Raw genomic sequence first — 24,071 nt, 5'->3', positions numbered from 1 at the left:
ATTGCAGTCAGCGGCATTTTGCCCTGGATCATTTACATGTTGTCAAACTTCGTGTCGCCAGCAAACGATCCCATTGACAGTTGTTCTTCAAGAACAAGTCCGTGATGATGCCGTTCTTCAATCCTTTTGATAATAGATCGAATTGTATCTGTATTTTCTTCAATATTGTGAGGGTCAAAGATCGTCACATGGTCTCCTTTTAATTTGTACTCAAGGTAATGCTGTGCGGTTGATTGCGTCCATCCTCTATCGGTCAACTCGCCACACAACAAATGATGTATGTTGGCGTTCACCGCGCCGGAATTGATCAGTTTATTGTGATACGTAAGGAAGCTTCTGATTTTATCCTTAATGGAAGGAATGGTTAATAATTCTCTATAATAATCCGGAATGATATCCAGATTCCGATGAATGATCTCTTCGGTTTCCTCTTCCGAAAAATCATTCACCGAAACGGCTCTTTTTGAATCAAGCATCATAATGTCCGATACGATGCGCCCGCGCTTCTCTAAGGCTTTGGCAACCTCAAAAGCCAAATTCGACCCCGAGGAGTAACCAAGTAAAACAAAAGGCCCTTGTTCCTGAATGTCTATCATGCTTTCTGCATACCGGTCAACGATCTCTTTCTCGTAAGACGTCTCTTCTAAGAAATCAGCGGCATAGACGGTGCAGCGGCCGTCAAGTCTTTTCGCCATTTCATTATAGACCAGCCCGTACCCGATTAAAGGCGGGAAACAGAACACAGGGGTTGAACCGTTCTGATTCATCTTGACGAATACGTTATCCGTCTTGGACTCGAAAACTGCCGCTTGAATGGCGCGTGCCATTGTTTCGATGGTAGGAAAATCGTAGACGGCTTGATAATGCATTTTTATTCCCATACGGTCGTTGATTTGATGAATCACTTGCAACACTTTGAGCGAATGGCCGCCAACGTCAAAAAAGTTATCTTTAATTCCCGGATCACTGTGAGCTAAAATGTTCACCCATATCTCGGCCAGCTGCTTTTCAATTAACGTTCCGGGCGCTTCGTATTCGGTTCCGGTGAGCCTATTTCCCTCAGGAGCCGGCAAAGCTTTTCGATCGATTTTCCCGTTAGCGGTTATCGGCATCTTCTCTATTTGTACAAAATAAGCCGGTATCATATAAGCGGGCAGTTTGTTCAGCATATGACGCTTCAGCTCCGCCGTATTTAATGGCTCGTCTCCGGACAAGTAGGCGCACAGCTGCTTTGAGCCCTCTTCTTCAATCGCGATGACGACCGCTTCTTTGACAGATTCCAGTTGCAATAAAGCCGCTTCGACTTCGCCAATTTCAATCCGGTAGCCCCGGATTTTCACCTGATGATCAATTCTTCCCAAATACTCGATATTGCCGTCGGGAAGCCATCGGGCGACATCTCCCGTTTTGTACATTTTTTCGCCTGCGGCAAACGGGTGTTCAACAAATTTCTCGGCCGTTAATTCCGGGCGGTTCAAATATCCTCTGGCCAGTCCCTCTCCTGCAACATAAAGCTCGCCCGGTATGCCCATTACCTGAATGCGTTGATATTCGTCCAAAATATACGCTTGCAGAGTAGGAATAGGTTGTCCGATGTTGCTTTTGCCCTCGTTGATTTCCCGTTCCGTGATTTCTTTATATGTGACATGAACGGTGGTTTCGGTGATGCCGTACATATTGATTAGTTGCGTGAAAGGATATTTAAGCTTCCAGTCTTTCAAGAAGGATGGATTTAACGCCTCTCCGCCAAATATGATTTTTCGGATGTTTAAATTGGACTTGGGATCTGCTCTCTCCTCCTGCATCAGTTGATAGAAATAACTTGGCGTTTGATTTAAAATGGTCACAGCTTCCGATTTTAACAATTGCAAATACCTTTCCGGGTTTTTTGCTATTTGTTTCGGAACAATCACTAATTTGCCTCCATACAGCAGCGCTCCGTAGATTTCCCACACTGAAAAATCAAAGCAGAAGGAATGAAACAAAGCCCATGTGTCCGATGCGTTGAAATCAAAAACGTTTTTGTTATTAAATAACAGACGAACCACATTTTTATGTTCAATGAGCGTGCCTTTCGGATTCCCGGTTGTTCCTGATGTATAAATGACGTAGGCTAATTGATTTGGCATCACTTTCAGATTGAGATTAGATGCTTCGGCGCCGTATGATGAAGGATCGTCAAGGAAGATAGTATGACTTTGATAATCGGTACCTTTCAGAAGATGATTTTGCAATAATAAGATAGAGACATTAGAATCCTCCAGCATATAATGGATGCGTTCCTTCGGATAATCCGGATCGATCGGTACGTAAACGCCTCCCGCTTTCAAAATAGCGAGGATGCCTATCACCATCTCCGGTGAACGTTCCGCCATAATGCCGACAAGTTCCTCAGCCTGAAGTCCTTTGGCAACCAAGGTTCGGGCCAGCTGATTGGCGCGTTCATTCAATAGCCGATACGTCAGCTCCTTATCTTCAAAAACAATCGCCGTGTGCTCCGGCGTCCGCTCCGCTTGTTCTTCAAATAATTGATGAATCGTCTTATCCCTTGGATACTCAGCCGCCGTATCGTTGAACTTGTCTATCAGAAGTGATCGCTCATCCGCTGTTACTATATCAAGGTCTTGAACGCGAATTTCCTGATCGTCCGCCATTTGCTTCATGATTTGCATGAAATGCATCTGCATCCGTTCGACACTTGGTTGATCGTAAACATCGCGATTGTATACAAAACGAATTTCAATTTCTCCATCCGGCATCACGATGAAAGTAAAATCATAATGAGTATGTTCTTCCATATGAAAATCGAGAATGTCTAATGCATTATCATCCTGCTTCATATGTTCTATTTGTTTATCGACCGGGTAATTCTCAAATACCATAATATGATTGATCAACTGCTGCTTTTGCTCAGTTTGAGCCTGAATGTCATACAACGGAAATGTATCATATGCTTGAGAAGCCAGTGCCCGCTCCTGGTTCATTTTCAATACTTGTGCAGCTGTCATTTCAGGATGCGTATGAATACGTACGGGAATGGTATTGATAAATAAACCGACCATGGCTTCAATTCCCGGAATTTCTGCCGGCCTGCCGGATACGACCGTGCCGAAGACGACATCCTGACTCCCGTTATATCTTTGCAGCAATAAGCCCCATGCGGTTTGTATCCATGTATTGACGGTGACTTGCTGGCGGCTTGCGGCCCGTTTGATTTCGTCTGTGAGCCGCTTTCCTAAACGAAACGCAAGCTCTCCTTTTTCGTATCCTTTCGCCTGGCTGGAAGATTGTTCTTGTAGCAAAACAGTTTGCCCTTCATAACCTTCCAAGTAATTACGCCAATAAGCTGATGCCTCGTTGTGATCTTGTTGATCCAGCCATTCGATATATCGGCTGTATGGAGTGACGGCTCCCCGCTTCGGCTGCCTTTGCTCGAGTATCGCATAATAGGTTTCAAACACTTCTTTCGTAACAAGAGGCAAACACCAGCCATCCATCAAAATATGATGAAAGCTCCATATCAATCGCGCTTGGTCTTCCTCTGTCCGCAGGATCGATACGCGCATTAAAGCATCCCGGGTGAGATTGAATCCCCGCTCCTTATCTCTTCTTGCAAAATCGGCAATAAACTCGCTGCGTTGATGACTGTTCATGCTGCGAATATCTTCAACGGCCGTTTCAATCGGCTTTTGCCGGAATACGATCTGTAAAGGCTGATCTTTCCATTCTGTATAAAAAAGAGTCCGAAGAATATCATATTTTTCGGCCAGATGCGCCAAACTCATCCTGAATGCATCGATATCCAAGAAACCTTTCAGATCAAAAGCGGCTTGTTCAAAGTAAGCTTCGGAAGCCGAATCGATCAAGCTGTGGAACAACATTCCTTTCTGCATCGGGGTTAATGGGTATATATTTTCAATGTTACCGAGATGCCGCGTTTCTTGCACAAATTGATCCAGTTCACCGATCGTTATACCTTTTAACGAAATATCGCTTGGCGTCAGGTGAATTTGATCTTGAGCATCGCAATGTGCGATGACTTGCTGCAGGCTGCTTTTTAAGAGATCGGCACAGGCTTCCATTGTTTCTCTTTGATATTGTTTACCGCAATAGCTGATGGCCAGCGACAATCGGCCGTCTGAAATCATCCCGTTGATATCAAGTGTATAGGTCAAGGGGCGATTGTCACTGGCTGTTTTCCCGCTTGAGTAAGGGGATACCTCCATCTTGCCGTTCCGGACATCTTGATCAAATTGCCCCAAATAATTGAAACGTATTTCCGGATGTCTGATCCATTCATGAGCCTTCGGATGATCGGTCAAATATTTGATCAGGCCATAACCTATTCCTTTTTGGGGGATCTGACGCAAATTTTCTTTTACTGTTTTAATCCGCTGCGAGATATCCTGATCAGCTTTGATTTGAAGCGAAACCGGATATAGGCTTGTGAACCATCCCACCGTACGCGAAATATCGATTTCCGGAATGACAGACTCTCTGCCGTGTCCTTCGAGATGAATGAGAATGTCTTCATATCCGGTCCAACGATGAATAGCAATTCCCAGACCGGTCAGTAATAAATCGTTCATTTCGGTCGAATAAGCCCGGTGAGCGTTTTTTAATAACCGTTCGGTTTCCTCAACGGTCCATTGAACGATGACCGTTTCCCGGTCTTTGGCCAGACCGGTCTCCCGTTCATTGTCCTTTGGCAATGTATGCTGCGGATTATGTTTCTGCCTGAACCAGTATTGATTTTCCGCTTCGAATTCCTGACTTTCTGCATAACGATTCAACTGTTCAGCCCATAACAGGTAAGAGTCCGTTTTCTTCGGAAGCCGGATCGCTTCGCCGTTTTGAAGCTGCTCATAAGCTGCCGCTATATCCTCAAGTAAAATCCTCCACGATACGCCGTCGATGACCAGATGATGAACCGCAATCAGCAAATGATCTCCCTCTTGACACTGAAACAATCCCAGTTTCATGAGCGGTCCTTCAGCTAAATGAATGGATTGCTGAATCTCATTGGAGATGGTTTCTATCGTCTGGGACACATTTTTTTCTTCGCGTAATGAGATCACTTCAAGGCTGAACAGATCACCTTCATCGATCCCCCGATTTCGGGCTTCGTATCCATCTTCTTCCGGAACATAGACCATGCGCAAAGCATCGTGATGCTCTGTGATCTTCTTCATGACGTCCCGAAGCTTCGATTCATCCAGTCCCTCTTTCCAATAAAGCATAACGGCTTGATTATAATGGTGTAATTCCGGGTATTTCTGGGCAAAAAACCAATGCTGAATCGGTGTCAGCAGCGACCGTCCTTTGATTTCTCCTTGTTCTGCGATTCGGGTGACCGGCTCTACGTATGGAACAAGCTCGGAGATCGTTGGATATTTAAACAAGTGTTTGATTTCAAACGTATATCCGGCTTGGTATAATTTTGAGGACACTTGAATCGACTTAATGGAATCGCCCCCCAATTCGAAGAAATGATCTGAGATTCCGACCCGTTCTAAGCCTAAGACCGACTCCCATACCGCGGCCAGTATTTTTTCCAGTTCTGTGCGCGGAGGTTCATAGTTCATACCTGTAAGATTCTCTCTTGGAGAAGGAAGGGCTTTTCGGTCTATTTTACCGTTGAAAGTAAGCGGCATCTCTTCCAGCTGAACGAAATAAGCAGGTATCATATAGGATGGAAGCTGCCGGGACAGCTCTTCACGGAGCTCGCCTGCAGTTAAAGCATGTTGTGCGGTATAATAGGCGCATAAGGATGTTTCCCCATCGATTTCCCGGGCGATAACGATGGCTTCTTTGATCGCCGGCAGCTGAAAAAAAGCGCCCTCAACTTCGCCGATTTCAATGCGGTAACCGCGGATTTTCACCTGGTGATCAATCCGGCCCAAATACTCGATATTGCCGTCCGGCAGCCACCTTGCCAAGTCTCCCGTCCGGTATATCCGTTCTCCTCCCGCAAACGGGTGGTTTACAAACTTCTCTGCCGTCAGTTCGGGACGATTCAAGTAGCCCCTTGCAAGCCCAACGCCAGCTATGCACAGTTCTCCCGCCACACCGGTCGGCTGCATATGTTCCAAATCGGCGTGTAATATATACAATTGAATGTTGGAAATCGGTTTGCCTATCGGAATCGACGCATACGTTTCTTCCGCCTGGCATTCAAAGTATGATACATCAATTGTTGCCTCAGTCGGTCCGTACAAGTTGATGATTTGAGCCTGGCTCACCGAGGTGATGATGCGTTTGAAGCCTGCGACATGTACAGGCTTCAGAGCTTCGCCGCTTGCAAACACATGTCTTAATGACGCTAATTTTTGTTTCAACATCCCGCTTGGCTTCTGATCCATGGATTCCAGGAAGGCATGCAGCATTGCCGGTACAAAATGCATTGTGCTGACACCTTTTTGTGCAATTGTATCTAAAATAAGTTCGGGATTCTTTTCTCCTCCGCTTGGCAGCAGCACCAGTTTAGAACCCGACATCGTCCACCAGAACAGTTCCCACACTGATACATCAAAGGTGATCGCAGTTTTTTGCATAATCGCATCCCGCTCATCCAGAGGGTATTTTTCCTGCATCCACACCAGCCGATTGATGACTGATCGATGCTCAACCATAACCCCTTTCGGCTTGCCTGTTGAGCCTGATGTATAAATAACATAGGCCAGATGATCCGGACCAGCAGCAGGCTCTATATTCGACCCGTCTTCACAAAAGTTTTGCGGATCTTTCATATCCAGCACTTTCCCCGTAAAAGGTACTCTCTCTCGCAAATGATTCTGCACGAGTAACAACTTCGTATCCGAATCCTCCAATATGTATCGAACCCGTTCCTCCGGATAGCCCGGGTCAATCGGTACATACGCCCCGCCGGCTTTCAAGATCCCAAAGATCCCTACAATCATATCCAGGGAGCGTTCGGCCATAATCCCAACAGGCTGATCCGGCTGCACGCCTTCAGATCGCAGCGTCCGAGCGAGTTGATTCGCCTTTTCATTCAATTCCCGGTACGTCAGCCGGCTATCCTCGTATACAACAGCTGTTTGATCAGGAGTACGTTCCGCTTGTTCCTCCAAAAACTGATGAATCGTTTTTTCTCTTGGATACTCGGCAGCCGTTTGATTATAGGCGATGAGTTTATTTGTCTCTGAGTCTGACAAAATATGAAGCTGGCGGATCATAAGGTCGGGTTGGAATAACAAGCTCGAAAAAATCCGGTTTACATGTTCGATCACTTGCATCATATACTGGCGATCATAAGCTTGTTCATTAAAAGTTAACTTTAAATGAATCGAATTATTTTCTATGGAAAACTGAAATAACGTATCAGCAGCAGCCGTTTCTATAAAACGAATGGGGTGAAGCTGATCTAGTGATACGATCGTATGGATCATTGGCAAATGATTTGAATCGTAGTTCAGATTTAATGGACCGGCCATTTTATCGAAAGGAACGTGCTGATTTAAGATGGCTCCGTTCAGCGTATGCTTGAATTCATTAAATATGGATTTAAATGTGCTGTCCGCATTTATGTTTTGTTTGATTAACATGACTTGATCTAAACGAAGGTCTTCATCGGCTTCGTCTTCAAAGGTAGGAACACCTACTATAACGTCCTCTTCCCCCGTATATTTGTACAAAAGACATTCGATTCCGATCAGGAGAACCATATAAACGGCCATTGGCGATTTATTCGTCATCTTCATGATGCGCAGGGATACATCTGAGCTCAATGAACTGTGAATACAGTTGGGTGCACTCGGCGCATCTTGCTCTATTGTTGAGTCCGACATTTGAAACGAAGGGATTGCACTGGGACGATCTTCCGCATCGAACATGCTGCTCCAGAACAACTCCTGTTGCTTAAATTCTGACATTAATATCCCTCCAGTAAGTTTTAGCCGGCTGATGGCTGTCCCCGTAAAAACATCATGCCGGGGACAGCCGGTACCGGCCGCTTTTAGAAATTCAATTCGATTTCGCTTGCAAAGTGTTCATTTTTGTTTACTTTCTCACTTAATTGAATTTCTTTTAAAGGAATCGATGGGTCTTTTATGATCGCCGATAGAATCATGGCGTAATCCTTGCTCAGCGTAGCGATGGTTTTCTGTTTAAACAGCTTCGTGCAGTATTCAAAGCTTCCTTGAATCTCGTACGGATTCATCACGAAGGTCAGCTGCAAATCAAATTTGGCCGCCGTATTCGTTTGTTCATATGGTCTGACCGCGAGAGAGTCCAATTCAATATCCGTTTGTTCCGTATTTTGCAGAACAAACATCGTATCGAATAACGGATTACGGCTTAAGTCCCGTTTCACTCCAAGCTTCTCAACTAATTCTTCAAAAGGATATTCTTGATTTTCATAAGCTTTCAGCATCGTTTCTTTCGTTTCTGTTACATAGTCCATAAAGGTCTTTTCTCCAACCGGGGCCGTACGGATGGCCAGCGTATTCACAAACATCCCGATAATATGCTGTAAATCTTCATGTATTCTTCCCGCAATAGGCGTACCGACGACGATATCTTCCTGCCCGCTGTATTTGGCCAGCAGTATGTTATAGGCTGACAGCAAGATCATGTAAGCGGTCGATCCGGTCAATTCTTCCATCTGTTTTATACCCTGGACCACTGTCTCATCGAGAGTGAAATTGTATCGCTTGCCTTCAAAGCTTCGAATTCGCGGTCTGGCAAAATCTTTCGGCAGCTCAAATGGCGGGAGATCCTCATGAAATACATTCAGCCAATAGCTCTCCTGCCTTTTGATGCGGTCCCTCTGCTCCGCCTGCTGCTGCCATACAGTGTAATCTTTGTATTGAATCCGGAGCGGGGCTAATTCTTTGCCGTCATACAATTGAATCAGTTCTTCAACAAAAATATTCATAGAAGCGCCGTCTGAAACGATATGATGCATGTCAAACATGAAAACATGTCTGTCCTGTTCTAATTCGATGAGTCCGGCCCGAAGCAATGGAGCCTGACTGATATCGAAAGGCCGCACGAAATTGCGGAACAGCTCCTCGACCTCTTCATCAGCTGCCTTGTACCTTTCTATAGAGAAATCCGCCTGCGGCTTGATCACCTGCATCAGCTCTCCGCGGACCATTTCAAATCCGGTTCGGAGCGATTCATGGCGCTGGATCAGACTTTGGAATGCAGATTGTAAACGGTTCATGTCGATCCTGCCTTCCAATGACAAAATCCCAGGCATGTTGTAACTTAGTTCTCCGCCTTCAATTTGTGTAGACAGGTAAACCATCTTTTGTACAGAAGATACAGGATAAGCATCTTTGGCTTCTGCAACAGGGATTTCATCCGGTCCGCTAGTTTCCGCGCCTGTAATGACCCTCGCCATTTCTTCAATCGTCGGGTATTGAAACACTTCTCTCAATGAAATGCTTTTGTTGAATTGCTTATGGATCTTGGTAACGAGCGTCATCCCCCGTAACGAATGCCCGCCGAGATCGAAAAAGTTATCTTTGACGCCAACTTGTTCTAACTTCAATACTTCTTTCCAGATGTGAACCAGCTGCTCTTCCGGTTTTGTCCTTGGAGCAACATAGTCAATGCCGGTCTGCAAGCCTGCTTCAGGCAGCGGTAACGCACTGCGATTCACTTTTCCATTGGAGGTTAACGGCATTTGCTCCAGTTGCATCAGGTATGAAGGAACCATGTAGCCTGGTATTTGATCGGAGAGTTTTTCTTTAAGCAGATTGATCGGCAGTGATTTCTCCCCTGTAAAATAGGCATACAAATCGCTTTGCCCCTCTGCATTTTCTCTGGCCAGGATTACCGCTTCTTGTACATGCTCGATGTTGAGAAGAGCGGCTTCCACCTCGCCAAGTTCGATCCGGTAACCGCGAATCTTGACCTGATGATCCTTTCTTCCGGCATATTCAATGTTTCCATCCGGCAGGTAACGGGCAAGATCGCCTGTTTTATACATCCGCTCTCCGATTACAAACGGATCGGCCACAAACTTTTCACCCGTTAATTCAGGCAAGTTCAGATACCCTCGTCCTACTCCGTCTCCGGCGATGCACAGCTCACCCTTTACACCTATAGGCAGCATTCGATCACTGGAATCCACAATATACACACGGTTGTTGCCCAGCGGCTTGCCGATCGGCACGTAACCGCCGTCGTCAGCAGATGCCAATGTCTCCGGTACGATATGAAAGACCGATGCATCCACGCAGGTTTCCGTCGGACCGTATACATTGGTTATGAGCGGCATTGATGACCCGTTCGAAGCGAACAATTCCAGCAATTGCGCCACCGCCGCCTGCGGGAGCGCCTCTCCTCCAATAAGCATGTGCCGGATCGTTACCCCGTGAAGGGCATCTGCAGCGATAAGCAATTGCAAATGTGACGGTGTTCCGTCTGTTACGTCAATGCGGTGGGTGCGATAATAGTTTGACAGGGCATAACCGTCTGATACCGATGCTTTAGGGACGATATACAGTGCGTGTCCCCCTAACAGTGCCGCGAAAATTTGCTTGACCGATGCGTCGAAATAGTACGGTGCCAACAGAGACACACGCAATCCCGAATCATAAGCACCGTACACTTGTCCGCGGAGCCCCTCCATCAAATGAAGTACCTGGCGATGCTCAATCAGCGTGCCTTTTGGCTTGCCGGTTGTGCCTGATGTGTAGATCACATACGCCAAGTGATCCGGTCCGGCTGCCGTCACCAGATTCGAGCCATCCCCGTTGTTCATTTGTTCGTCATCAAGCAGTAAAATCTCTCCGGCAAACGATACACGATCTTGTAAATGAGGCTGTGCCAGCAGAACCTGTGCTCCTGAATCCTCCAGAATATAGCGGATGCGTTCCTGCGGGCTGTCCGGATCCATCGGCACATACGCGCCCCCGGCTTTCAGGATCGCCAGAATACCCACGATCATTTCCAGAGAACGTTCTGCCAGAATACCCACAGGCTGGTCCGGCTGCACGCCTTCGCTTCTTAAAATCCGCGCCAGGCGGTTGGCGCGCTCATTCAGCTCACGGTATGTGAATCGGCTTTTCTCGTAAACTGCGGCTGTATGTTCCGGCGTGCGCTCCGACTGCTCCTCGAACAATTGGTGAATTGTTTTGGACCTCGGGCAGTCTATCGCCGGTTGGCCCCATCTCTCCACAATCTGCTCTTTCTCCTTCGCGGTGATCATCTCCAGCGATGAAAGCGGCGCCTGCGGATCATTCGCAATCGCCTCGATCAATTGGATAAAGTGCTTGGCCATGCGTTCCGCAGTTTCCTGCTTGTACAGCGCCGCCGAGTAACTGATCATACCCGTAATTCCGTCTTCATTCTCTGCCGCTTGGAACGTCAGGTCGAACTTCGCCATAGCATGGTTGTCCGGATAAGGGGTAAAACGCACATCATCGAGGCTTAATTCTCCCCGTTCTGTGTTTTGCCATATGAACATCGTGTCAAACAGCGGATGGCGGCTGAAATCCCGGGACACATTCAGCTTGTCCACCAGTTCGTCGAATGGATACTCCTGGTTTTCGTACGCTTTTAATGTATGCTCTTTGACTTCCTGTACGTACTCCCAGAATGTTTTTTCCCCAAGCGGATTCGTTCGTATCGCCAGCGTGCCCACGAACATACCGATTAAACTTTCCAAATCCGAATGGGTCCTTCCGGCAATCGGGCTGCCTACTACGATGTCTTCTTGCCCGCTGTATTTGGCAAGCATGGTCGTATAAGCAGCCAGCAGCACCATGTACAGCGTGCTTTCACTCTTTACCGCCAAGCCTTTCAGCTGTTCCGTCAACGCCGGTCCGATGACAAACTCGATTTGTCCTCCTTCAAAGCTCCGCGCAGCCGGTCTTCCATAGTCGGTCGGCATATCCAGCACCGGAACCTCTCCGCTGAACACATCCAGCCAGTACGCTTCCTGTTTCTTCATCCGTTCGCTTTGCATATCCGACAGCTGCCACGCCGCATAATCTTTATACTGAATCCGCAATGGCGGCAATTCTTTTCCTTCATATAATGAAACGAACTCTTCAATCAAATTCTTGATAGATACGCCGTCTGAAATGATATGATGCATGTCAAACAGCAGCAAATGGCGGTCTTTTGCAAGCTCAATCAGTCCTACCCGCAGCAGAGGCGCTTTCTCCAAGTCAAATGCCCTCACAAATTCATGAACGAGGTCTTCCGCCTGTTCTTCTTTCGCCTGGGTGAATTCCACTGCAAATTGGACGTCGGCATAAATTCGCTGTACCGGTTCTCCGTCTATCAGTTCAAAGCCGGTTCGCAGCGTTTCATGGCGCTGAATCAGCTTGTCGATCGCATTCTCGACAAGTTCCCGATCCAGAGCTCCTTCGACTCTCATGACACTCGGCATGTTGTAGCTCAGCTCTCCGCCTTTCAGCTGATTCAAAATGTACAGCCGTTTTTGCGCCGAGGAGACGGCATAGTATTCTTTTGCTTCAATGGTCGGGATAGATGTATATGCTGTGTGTTTCATTCCGGTAATCGTTTCTGCCATTTCTTCAATTGTCGGCGACCGGAACACTTCCCGCAGCGGCAGGCTGACCCCCATCTCTTTGTGCAGCTTGGCTGTCAGGGTCGTTGCCCGCAGCGAGTGACCGCCGATGTCGAAGAAGTTGTCTTTCACGCCGATACGCGGAAGTCCGAGCACCTCTTGCCAGATATGTGCCACCTGTGCTTCCGCCGCTGTACGGGGAGCCACGTATTCGACTCCCGTTTGCACGCCTCCTTCTGGCGCTGGCAAGGCTTTGCGGTCTACTTTTCCGTTTACTGTGAGCGGAATCGATTCAACAAAAGCCCATTTTACGGGAATCATATAGTCAGGAAGGTCTTTGGCCAGATCTGTCCGTAACGCTGAAGGATCAGTCGCTTTTGAGACGCTGCAGTAAGCGCACAATTCATTTTCACCCAAAGCGTTTTTTTGAATAAGGACGGCTGCTTCTTTCACCGCCGGGTGATTGGCCAATATGACCTCGACTTCCTTCGGTTCGATCCGGTAGCCCCTTATTTTCGCCTGATCATCAATGCGGCCGATGTATTCGATTTGCCCGTCCTCACGCAGCCTTGCCAAATCTCCTGTGCGGTACATGACGGCTCCCTTTCTGAACGGATCAGGCAAAAATTTCTCTTCCGTTAAAGCATGGTTATTCGCATAGCCTCTCCCGGTATTTGCTCCGGAAATATACAGTTCTCCCGCAATGCCCAAGGGCTGAAGCTGTTTGTTCTTGCTGATGATATACATATTGTTATGGCATATAGGTTTGCCGATCGGCGGATACTCAGGAATATCATCTCCCGGTTGAATTGTATACGTCGACACTACATGAGTTTCTGACGGACCGTAATGATTGTGCAAATGCAAGCCGTGTGTGCGGAGCACTTGCTGAAATAAACGGGATACGGTCAATTGTTCTCCTGCTGTAATCAAATGCTTCACACAGCGCGGAAATGAATATGCATAGCTCTCCTCGTTAAAAAGCATTTTGACAAAAGCAGTCGGGAAAAAGACAACGTCAGTCTGATGTTTATTTATAAACGAAAACAGCTGAGCCGCGTCCCGCTTTATTGATTCAGGCACGATGTGGAGTGTGCCGCCGCTGAGCAGGGCTGAAAACAGCTCTTGATAGCAGACGTCAAATGCCGGAGATGCGTATTGAAGAACATTGGTTTTGAAATCGATGCCAGAGTTTGTAAATTGGTCATACAGCAAATTGGCCATATTTCTATGTTCTAGCAGCACACCCTTTGGTTTCCCCGTCGTTCCTGATGTATAAATGACGTAAAGCAGATCCTCCGCCGTGTTTATCGTCTGCACATTGCTCCCGTCCGGTTCTGTCTGAGCTTCTTCTATGAATGTGACAAGCTGCGTTTCTGCCTCAGGGACTGACCGGTCTTTCTCTGTTACAACATGAGCGCAGCCGCTGTTTTCAATGATATAGCGGATTCGTTCGGCAGGATGGCTTGGATCAATCGGAACAATGGCACCGCCCGCTTTTAAAATACCTAGAACAGCAACCGCTAATGATGGTGAACGCCCGGCGATTACAGCTACCGGCTCTTGATGCTTCACACCCCGCTTTCTGAGAATCCGCGCCAGTTTATTGGCCGTTTCGTTCAGGTCTTTGTAAGAAATCTCCGCCTCTTCGTATTGAATTGCGATTTTTTGCGGCGTTTGTGCTGCTTGGCGTTCAAACATAGTATGAATCGTTTCGTATTCAGGTTTCTCTGTTTCCCCGGAAAGCGGAGTGAGCAGCTGTTCTTTTTCTTTCTGCGTCAGAAGTTCCATTTCTTCTATTTTGACAGACGGCTGCTGCAAAATTTGGTGAATGAGCTGTTCGAAATGTCCGCGAATCCGCTCTGCTTCTGATTGTCCATATTCATTTTGATTAAAATCAAAATGAATGGTAAGTTGTTCGCCAGGGATGACAACTACATTAAAATCGTAATGGGTATGTTCTTCTATATGGAAATTCACGATATTTAAATCTGCAGCATCATGGCCTACCTCTTCGACCTGCTGCCCGATCGGATAGTTTTCAAAGATCATGATATGGTCAATCAGGTTCTGCTTTTGTTCCGTTTGTGCCTGAATTTCGTATAAAGGATAGGTATCGTACGATTGGGAAGACAGAGCGTTTTGTTGAACCATTTGCATCGCATCGGCAAAAGTGCTGTCCTCATCGCAGCGGATGCGAACCGGAATGGTATTGATGAACAGTCCGATCATCTGTTCCACATCAGGAATTTCCGCCGGCCTTCCTGACACGACACTGCCGAAGACAACGTCTGCGGACCCGCTGTATTTCTGTAATAAAATTCCCCACACCGTTTGGATCAAGGAATTTAAAGTCACTTGATGCTGGTTTGCGATCTGCTGTAATTGTTTTGTCTGTTCGTGCTCAAATTGGCAGATCACATTGGCATAAGCGTATTCTTTTTGTTCATGCTGCGGTGTTTTATGAAGAAGCGCGGTTTCACCTTTATATCCTTCAAGATACTCGCTCCAGTACCGCTTTGCTGCTCCCTGATCTTGGCGGTCAAGCCACTCGATATAGTCGCTGTAAGGAGCTGCAGATGACGGTTCTGTTCCCCTTCCTTTTTGTAAGGCGCTATAATGATCAAACACTTCCTTCGTGATAAGAGACAGGCACCAGCCGTCCATGACAATATGATGGAAGCTCCAAATCAAATGATAGTTGCTGTCTTCCGTACGGAAAATCGCTATGCGCATCAGCGGATCGCGAGTCAGGTCAAATCCTTTAGCCCTGTCTTCTCTTTGATAGGCTGCGATTGCATTCTCACGACGGTGCTCCTCTATGTCGCGCAAATCTGTAAAATGAATTTGCGGTTTTTGTGTTTTATAGACAATTTGCAAAGGAATATCGTTCCAGCCGCTGTAAAAACGGGTTCTGAGCACGGCGTATCTTTCAAATAATCGCTCCAAGCTTTGTTTAAACCAATCAATCTTTAACTCTCCCTGCAAATCGAACGATGCTTGTTCAAAATAAGAATGTGAGTCCTCGTCCAGCAAGCTGTGGAAGAGCATTCCTTTCTGCATCGGAGTGAGCGGATACACGTTTTCAATCTCACCTGCATGCGGCAGTTGAACGAGGAGCTGATCCAATTCGTCAATGGACATGCCTTTTAACAAAATATCGCTTGGCGTCAGTTCTGATTGTTTTTTATGAACGCAATGCGTAATGATTGTCCGCAGGCGGCTTTGAATCGTTTCCGATAACCGCATGATCGTTTCTTTTGCGTACTGTTTACTGCTGTAGCTGATCGTAAGCTTCAGCCGGCCCTCGGTTATCATTCCGTTTATATTCAATACACACGGTCTTTCTTGATTTCCGCTTGAGTCTGAACCGCAAGAATAAGAAGATAATTGAACTCCATGCTGCTGTAAATCTTGGTCAAACTGTCCCAAGTAGTTAAAGCTGATCTCAGGATCGAGTTTCGATGGCAGTCCGCCGCTTAAGTACCTTGCTATGCCATATCCGATCCCTTTATGCGGAATTTGGCGCAGTTCTTCTTTGGTCGTTTTAATATAATCAGAGATTTCTTTGCCCGGCTGCGCGTGCAGCACAACCGGATACAGACTAGTAAACCAGCCGACCGTGCGGGAGATATCCATATCTTGAATGATCTGTTCTCTTCCGTGTCCCTCTAAATGAATCGGAATCCGGTCAAGCCCCGACCAATGGGATATGGAAAGACCAAGAGAAGTTAAAAGCAAATCGTTTATTTCCGTGTGATAAGCGCGATTCGCTTGTTTTAATAAGAGCTCCGTTTCCTCTTTCGTCCATTCCACAGTTGCTGTTTCACTGTCTTTTGCAGTTGTATGGGTTTCCTGAAAATCTGTAGGCAGCGGTTTTACTTCGGTTTGTTCGATCTTTGTCCAATATTCCTGTTCTTGTTTTATCGTTTCACTTTGCGCATATTCTGAAAGTCTCTTAGCCCATAATTGGAAAGAGTCTGTTTTTTGCGGCAGTTGAATCACTTGCCCGTTCTCGGCTTGCCTGTAGCCGGTCACGAGATCCTCCAGTAAAATGCGCCATGACACCCCGTCTACAATCAAATGATGGATGGCGATGAGCAAATGATCCCCGTCTGCGCATTGAAACAATCCGGCTTTCATTAACGGGCCATCACTTAAATGCATACTGCTTTGTATCTCATCAGCCTTGGCTTCAATGGTCTGCCCCGGGTCGGATTCTGCTTTCAGATTCAGGACTTCAAGGTTGTACAGTCCGCTTTGGGCGATCTCTGCATTCTGTGCCTCGTAACCCTTTTCCGCAGTCTGGAACGTCATCCGGAGCGCATCGTGATGTTCTGCAAGCTTTTGCAGGGTTTGACGCAGCGGCGTTTCCTGAAAACCTTCCGATGCATGCAGCATGACGGCTTGATTATAATAATGCGGATCTATTGTTGTTTGTTCAAAAAACCAATGCTGTATAGGAGTCAGGCTGACTTTTCCTTTGACCTCACCTTGATCGGCTGTACGCAGATTCTGCTTGATATGCTGACTCAATTCGGCAATCGTAGCATATTGAAACAAGTCTTTGATTTCCATTTTGTATCCGCTCTGTTTTAATCTGGATGACACTTGGATTGACTTAATGGAATCCCCGCCAAGTTCAAAGAAATTATCAAGAATACTGACATTCTCTGCGCCTAATACCGATTCCCAGGCAGAAACTAATATTTCTTCCGCTTTTGTTCGAGGAGCTTTATACTCTGCTCTGTCCTGCAGCTCGAAATCCGGAGCCGGCAGTCCTTTTCTGTTTATTTTTCCGTTAGACGTTAAAGGCATTTCATCAAGCTCGATAAAATAAGCCGGAACCATATAACCCGCCAGGCTGTGAGACAATTGTTTGCGGAGCCGGGCTGCCGTTGTTTGCCCGCCGCTTACGTAATATGCACACAATTGTTTAAACCCGTGGACGTCCTCTCTGGCTGTAACGACCGCTTCCTTGACCGTTTCTTCTTGAAGCAGCGCTGCCTCAATTTCGCCTAATTCGATACGATAGCCTCTGATTTTCACTTGTTCATCTATTCTGCCCGCATATTCAATGTTTCCGTCAGCCAGCCACTTCGCCAAATCTCCGGTCTTATACATCTTAGCTCCGGGTTCAAACGGGTCATCGACGAATTTCTCTGCCGTTAATTTGGGACGGTTCAAATATCCTCTTGCCACACCGGCGCCGCTGATATAGATCTCTCCCGGCACTCCGATCGGCGCGGGTTTCATATTCTCATCAAGAACGTAAATGCTCGTGTTAGCCGCAGCAGTTCCGATCGGTACCGATTCCCGTCTGTCCTTTGCGGCATCGTAACGGTAAATCATGCAGCCGACAACGGTTTCCGTCGGTCCGTACTCATTGCATATTTCAATCCGGCCTTCGAACTGTTCATGAATACTTTGGGCTAACCGGGTGCTTAAGTTTTCTCCGCCCACAATCATTCTTCGGACAGCCGTTTGATCGGCGATGTTCATTTCCTTCAAGACCTGCAAATGGGCCGGGGTTAATTTAATGATATCCACCCTCGGGTCCCGCACAATCGATTCAAGCAGAGCTGTTTTATCCTCTCCGTTATAGACGATGATCGTATTGCCTGTGATAAGCGGTGTGAAAATAGAAGTCACCGTCAGATCAAAAGAGATGGACGAGTACAACGGGAAGTTGGCTTTCTCGCCTTTTACATAAACTTCTTTCGCCCACCAAATATAATTGGTCAAGCTGCGGTGCTCGATTAATACGCCTTTTGGCTTCCCTGTGGAGCCTGACGTATAAATGACATACGCCAAATGGCTTGCATCACTTATCGGTGCAAGGTCAGAGTCATCTTGGTGATACGACTCTTCATCATCCAGTAAAATCGTGACGCCTTCATAGGAAAGCTGTTCCCTGACATCTCGCTGCGTCAAAACGATTCCCGCTTGGGAGTCATCCAGCATATACCGGATGCGGTCTTGCGGATATTCCGGATCTATAGGGACATAGGCGCCGCCTGATTTTAAAACGGCAAGTATCCCGACCACCGATTCAATGCTGTTTCTGCTGATGATGGCCACAGGATGATCCGCCTGCACGCCCTTTGCTCTTAACGTTCGCGCCAGCCGGTTTGCCCGCTTATTGAGCTCTCCGTACGTGAGCTGCCTGTCCTTATCAATGACGGCCGCTTGATCGGGCGTACGCTGCGATTGCTCTTCAAATAATTGATAAACCGGCGTCTGCGGAAACGGTGTATCCGTGTCGTTAAGCGTCTGCAGAAGGGTTCTTTTTTCGCCTTCCGTCAACAAATCTACTTGATCCACCCGGATATCTGCATCTGTCACGACTTGATGCAGGATTTGCATGAAATGTTCCCGAATCCGCTCTATGCTTGCCCGCTCATACACATTGGCATTGAATTCAAAAGAGATGTTCATCTCGTCGCCCGGTATGACGGTCAAATTAAAATCATAGTTGGTCTGCTCTTCCATTTGTACGTTGGAAATGGTGATGGATGATCCGTTTTGCCGGCCTATGCTCTCCATATACTGATCAACCGGATAATTTTCGAAGATCATTAAATGTGTAATTAAATCTTGCTTTTGCGTTGTACGCGCTTGAATATCGTACAACGGGTGCGTCTCAAATTGTTGAGACGCTACAGCCCTATCCTGCGCCTCTTTCATAAGCCCGGCAAACGTTGTCCCCGCTTCACACCGGAACCGGACGGGAATGGTGTTAATGAATAAGCCGATCATCGTTTCCACGTTTGGAATTCCAGCCGGTCTTCCGGATACGACACTCCCAAACACAACGTCCTTGCTTCGGTTATATTTCTGCAGCAAAACCGCCCATGCCGTCTGCAGCAGCGTGTTCAGCGTGACATGATGCTTGCCTGCCGTCCGCTTCATTTTCGAAGTGAGATCGGAGCTTATGTCACACGTCACTTTTTCAGGAACGTATCGTCCGTCTTCCGCTGCATGGTGATCCTTAGGAAGGCCGGTTTGCTCCTCATATCCCTCCAAGTACTGATCCCAATAAGCCGTGGCCTCTTTCGCATCTTGCCGGCCGAGCCATTCAATATATTGACTGTACGGAGTAATTGATGATTGTTCAGGCTGCTTTTGCTGAAGCAAGGCAAAGTAATTCTCGAATATTTCTTTTGTAATCAGCGGCAGGCACCAGCCGTCCATCAAAATATGGTGGAAGCTCCAGATAAAACGGTATGTCTTTTCATCCGTACGGAGAATGAATAACCGCATTAACGCGCCTTTTTCTAAGTCGAACCCCCGCATCTTATCTTCTCTGGCATACTGCTGAATCATCGCTTCTTTTTGTGATTCCTTCATCTCGCGTAAGTCAATGAATTCAAAACCGATCTTTTTCGTTTTGAATATGATTTGCAGCGGCTGGTCTTTCCAGCCTCTGTAAAAATTCGTCCGGAGTATATCATATTTTTGCGATAAGACATCCAAGCTTTTTGAAAATGAATCAATCTCCAGATCTCCGTGCAGATCAAACATCGTTTGCTGAAAATAAGCACCTGAATTCGGATCAAATAAGCTGTGAAACAGCATGCCCTTCTGCATCGGTGTTAATGGATAAATATTTTCCGCCTCGCCTAATTCAAGTGTCTGCTTCAAAAGCTGTTCCAGTTCGTCGATTGAGATATCTTTTAACAGGATGTCACTTGGTGTGAGGGAAGTCTGCTGCCGGCTTACGCAATGCGCAATGACTTCTTGCAGACTTTCTTTTAAACCTTTGGCAAATTGCGTCATAGTCGATCTTTCGTATTGTTTGCTGCTATAGCTCAGTGTCAGTGATAATGTCCCTTCAGAAATCATGCCGTTTAAATCAAGCACGGCTGTTCTCTCTTGGTTTTCGTTCATCGATAACCCTGTGGAAAAAGGCGATATGCGCAAAGCCTGATGATTCAGGTTTTGATCAAACTGACCCAAATAATTAAACGATATTTCCGGATTCAGCTGCAGGCTGTCGGCTTCGGGATGTCCGGATATATATTTGATGATGCTGTAATTCATGCCTTTATCCGGGATACGGCGCAGCCCTTCTTTCACGGTCTTAATCCGCCATGACAAGTCTTTTCCGGCTTCCATTCTCAGGACGACAGGGTACTGGCTTGTAAACCATCCGATCGTGCGGGAGATATCCGCATCCGGAATAATCGGTTCTCTCCCGTGGCCTTCCAAATTTACGACAATGTCTTCCATGCCAGTCCACCTGTGAACGGCGAGACCTAACGAAGTCAGCAGCAGATCATTGATATCCGTGTTGTAGGCGCGGTTCGCTTGTTTTAACAATTGCTCCGTTTCCTCTTTTGTCCATTGAATCGTCACTTCTTCGCTGTCTCTTAATAATGAGCCTTCGCTTATTTTGTCTTTAGGCAATGGCTGCGGCTCCGTGTTTGAAAGCTCGGCCCAATAAGCAATCTCCTCTTCCATGTCAGTTTCTTTCGCATATTTGGACAATTGATCGGCCCAGTATGGAAACGAATCTGTTTTTTGTGGGAGGCGGATCGTTTGTCCGCGCTCTGCCTGCTCATAACCGCTTGCAAAATCTTCGAGTAAAATGCGCCACGATACTCCGTCAATCACCAAATGATGAATTGCAATCAGCAAATGATCCCCGTCGGTGCATTGGAACAAACCAAGCTTCATCAAAGGCCCTTTGTCTAATATCATGCTGCTTTGAATCTCATTCGCTTTATCGGAAATTGCCTGAGCCGGATCGGTTTCGCCTTTATAATTCATCACTTCCAGATGATATAATTCACTTTCATCCGTTCCTGTAATTCGCGGAGCGTACCCGTTCGGTGTTTTTTCAAAAATCATCCTCAAGGCATCGTGATGTGATGCGATCAGTTCCATCGTCCGGCGAAGCGGAGCCTCTTTCAAGCCTTCCGCCGAATATAACATGACGGCCTGATTGTAATGGTGAGCTTGCGGCATTTTTTGTTCAAAAAACCAATGCTGTATCGGGGTCAGGTTTGTGCCGCCGGTCACTTCCTCTTGATCAGCCATCCTGCCGATCGGCACGACAAATTGACTTAGTTCTGCAATCGCGGGATATTTAAACAGATGTTTCATATCAACCTTGTATCCGGCTTGATACAATCTGGATGACACCTGAATTGATTTAATCGAATCTCCGCCATAATCAAAGAAATTATCCATAATTCCGATACGTTCTGCCCCTAATACTTCTTGCCAGATGGACGTCAGCAGTTCTTCTGTTGTGTTCCGCGGGGCTATGTATTCGTTATCTGTCCGCGTATTTTCTTCATCAGCAGGCAAAGCTTTCAAATCAATTTTTCCATTGGAAGTGAGCGGTATGCGTTCCAAATGGATAAAGTAGGAGGGAATCATATAATCCGGCAGTTTACGGGATAATTCGGCTCTGAACTGCGCAGCCACAGAAGGCTCGCCGACATAATAGGCATACAATTGCTTGGCTCCGTCTGCGCCTTCCCGCGCAATGACTGCAGCTTCACGAACGTTTTCCAGATTGAACATGGCCGCCTCTACCTCGCCGATCTCGATTCGGTAGCCGCGGATTTTCACTTGGTGATCGAGCCGCCCTGCATATTCGATTCTTCCATCTGGCAGCCATCTGGCGAGATCCCCCGTTTTATACATCTTTTGACCGGAGAGATGCAAATGCTGAACAAATTTTTCCTCCGTCAGCTCAGGCCGATTGAGGTAGCCGCGGGCCACTCCCGCTCCTCCGACATACAGCTCTCCCGGTACGCCGATCGGCTGGATTTGCTGGTGCGCTCCTAAAATATAAGCTTGATGGTTGGCCACCGGTTTGCCGATTGTGATCTGTTCATCAGCAGACTGAACAGGGTGAAAGGTCGATACCACGCTGTTTTCTGTCGGTCCGTATTCATTATTGATCCGAATGTGAGGCTGCAGGGAATACAGCTTCTCAACTGTATCTGTTTCCAGCTGCTCTCCGCCTACAACAACATGCTGAACATGAATGAAGTCGTCAGCGTTCATCTCTTCGATCATCGTTTTCAAAAGACGGGGAGAAGTTGAAAAATGTGTAATCCGCTCTTGTTTCAAGACATTTTGAATGGCGAAAAGGTCTTTATTTTCTTCATTCGGCAAAAGGTGCAAAGTCGCTCCCGAAATAAGCGGGCCGAAGAAATTTAAAATGAACGCATCAAAAACATACGGGTATAAGACAAGCACGCGATCCGCTGAAGAATGCTTGAAAAACGCCTTCTTCCACTGGAGCGAATTCACAATGCCGCCGTGTTCAACCATGACTCCTTTCGGCTTTCCTGTTGTGCCCGAGGTATAAATGACATAGGCTAAATGGCTGTGTTCCGCTATTGGTGATAACAATGAGCCATCTGCATGGTATGATGTTTTGTCATTTAAATCAATCACCGGTCCGTCAAAGGTGAGACTGTTTTTTAAATGATGCTGAACAAGGAGAACGTCTGCATTCGCATCATGAAGCAAATATTGAAGCCGCTCGTTTGGATATTCAGGGTCCAGGGGCACATAAGCGCCCCCCGCCTTCCAAACGGCTATGATTGACACGATCATCTCTAACGAACGATCAGCCAAAATGGCGACCAATGTATCGGCTTGAACCCCGCAATTACGCAATGTTCTTGCCAAACGGTTCGCCTTTTCGTTCAATTCCCTGTACGTCAAATGGGCGTTTTTAAACTTGACCGCCACGTGCTCAGGCGTTCTTTCTGCCTGTTCTTCAAATAATTGATAGACGGTTCTGCTCCCGGAGTAATCTCTGCCGGTATCGTTAAAATCAAACAATAGTTTCTGCTTTTCCGCTTCGGGTATCATTTCTGCCGTATGGATCTCCGCTTCAGGCTGAAACAGGATCACAGACAGCAGCTGATCCAAATGGGCTGTCATTTGATCCATATAGCGCTCATCGTACAGATTGCCGTTATAAAAAAGCTTTAAATGAACTCCGTTGTTTTCCAAATCAAAGTGAAACAGCGTATCGGATGCAATGTCTTCTTTAAATTGCAAAGAATGAATTTCGTTAAGCGAAACGACGGTATGAATCAGCGGCAGACGCTCATCATTGTATTGCACGTTTAGATGCTGAACCATTTTTCTAAACGGCAGGTTTTGATTTTTCAGTGAATCATTAACGGCTTCTTTCAGCTGTTCAAACACGGTTTTAAATGTACTCTCGTTTGAAAGCGTATTTTTCAAAAGAACAACGGAGTTAACAGCTGACTGATTGCTTTTTTGCTTCGATACCGTTGGAATGCCGAGAATCAGGCTCGTTCGATCGGTATATTTATACAGCAAGCATTCAATACCTGCCAATAAAATCAAATAGGCCGCCATATCGGAATGATTCGCCATTGTCATGATTCTTTGAGATACTTCCGGAGATAAGGAATGGCAGATGCATTTTTCTTGATAGCCGGTACGGGCCAATGACGCTTTATCCGCTGCTTTAAAGTAAGGGAATGCGCTTAGTCCGTCTTCTTCATCAAACAGGTTGTCCCAGTACGTTTCTTGGTTTTTAAATACCGACATTGGA

At 46.7% G+C, this 24,071-nt stretch carries 2 protein-coding genes; both read right to left on the bottom strand.

Going from position 1 to position 24,071, the window contains the following annotated elements; all coding sequences use genetic code 11:
* Positions 1 to 32 precede the first annotated feature (32 nt).
* Positions 33 to 7,892, bottom strand: a complete 7,860-nt coding sequence (gene bamC, locus AUL54_RS01505) for a bacillomycin D non-ribosomal peptide synthetase BamC (RefSeq protein ID WP_060962667.1) — start codon at positions 7,890 to 7,892, stop codon at positions 33 to 35.
* An 83-nt stretch (positions 7,893 to 7,975) separates the two neighbouring features.
* Positions 7,976 to 24,067, bottom strand: a complete 16,092-nt coding sequence (locus AUL54_RS01500; RefSeq protein ID WP_060962666.1) for a non-ribosomal peptide synthetase — start codon at positions 24,065 to 24,067, stop codon at positions 7,976 to 7,978.
* Positions 24,068 to 24,071: the final 4 nt, after the last annotated feature.

Source organism: Bacillus sp. SDLI1, assembly GCF_001553895.1.
In the GTDB taxonomy this organism is placed as follows: domain Bacteria; phylum Bacillota; class Bacilli; order Bacillales; family Bacillaceae; genus Bacillus; species Bacillus siamensis.
This window is presented reverse-complemented; position numbering and strand designations above follow the sequence as displayed.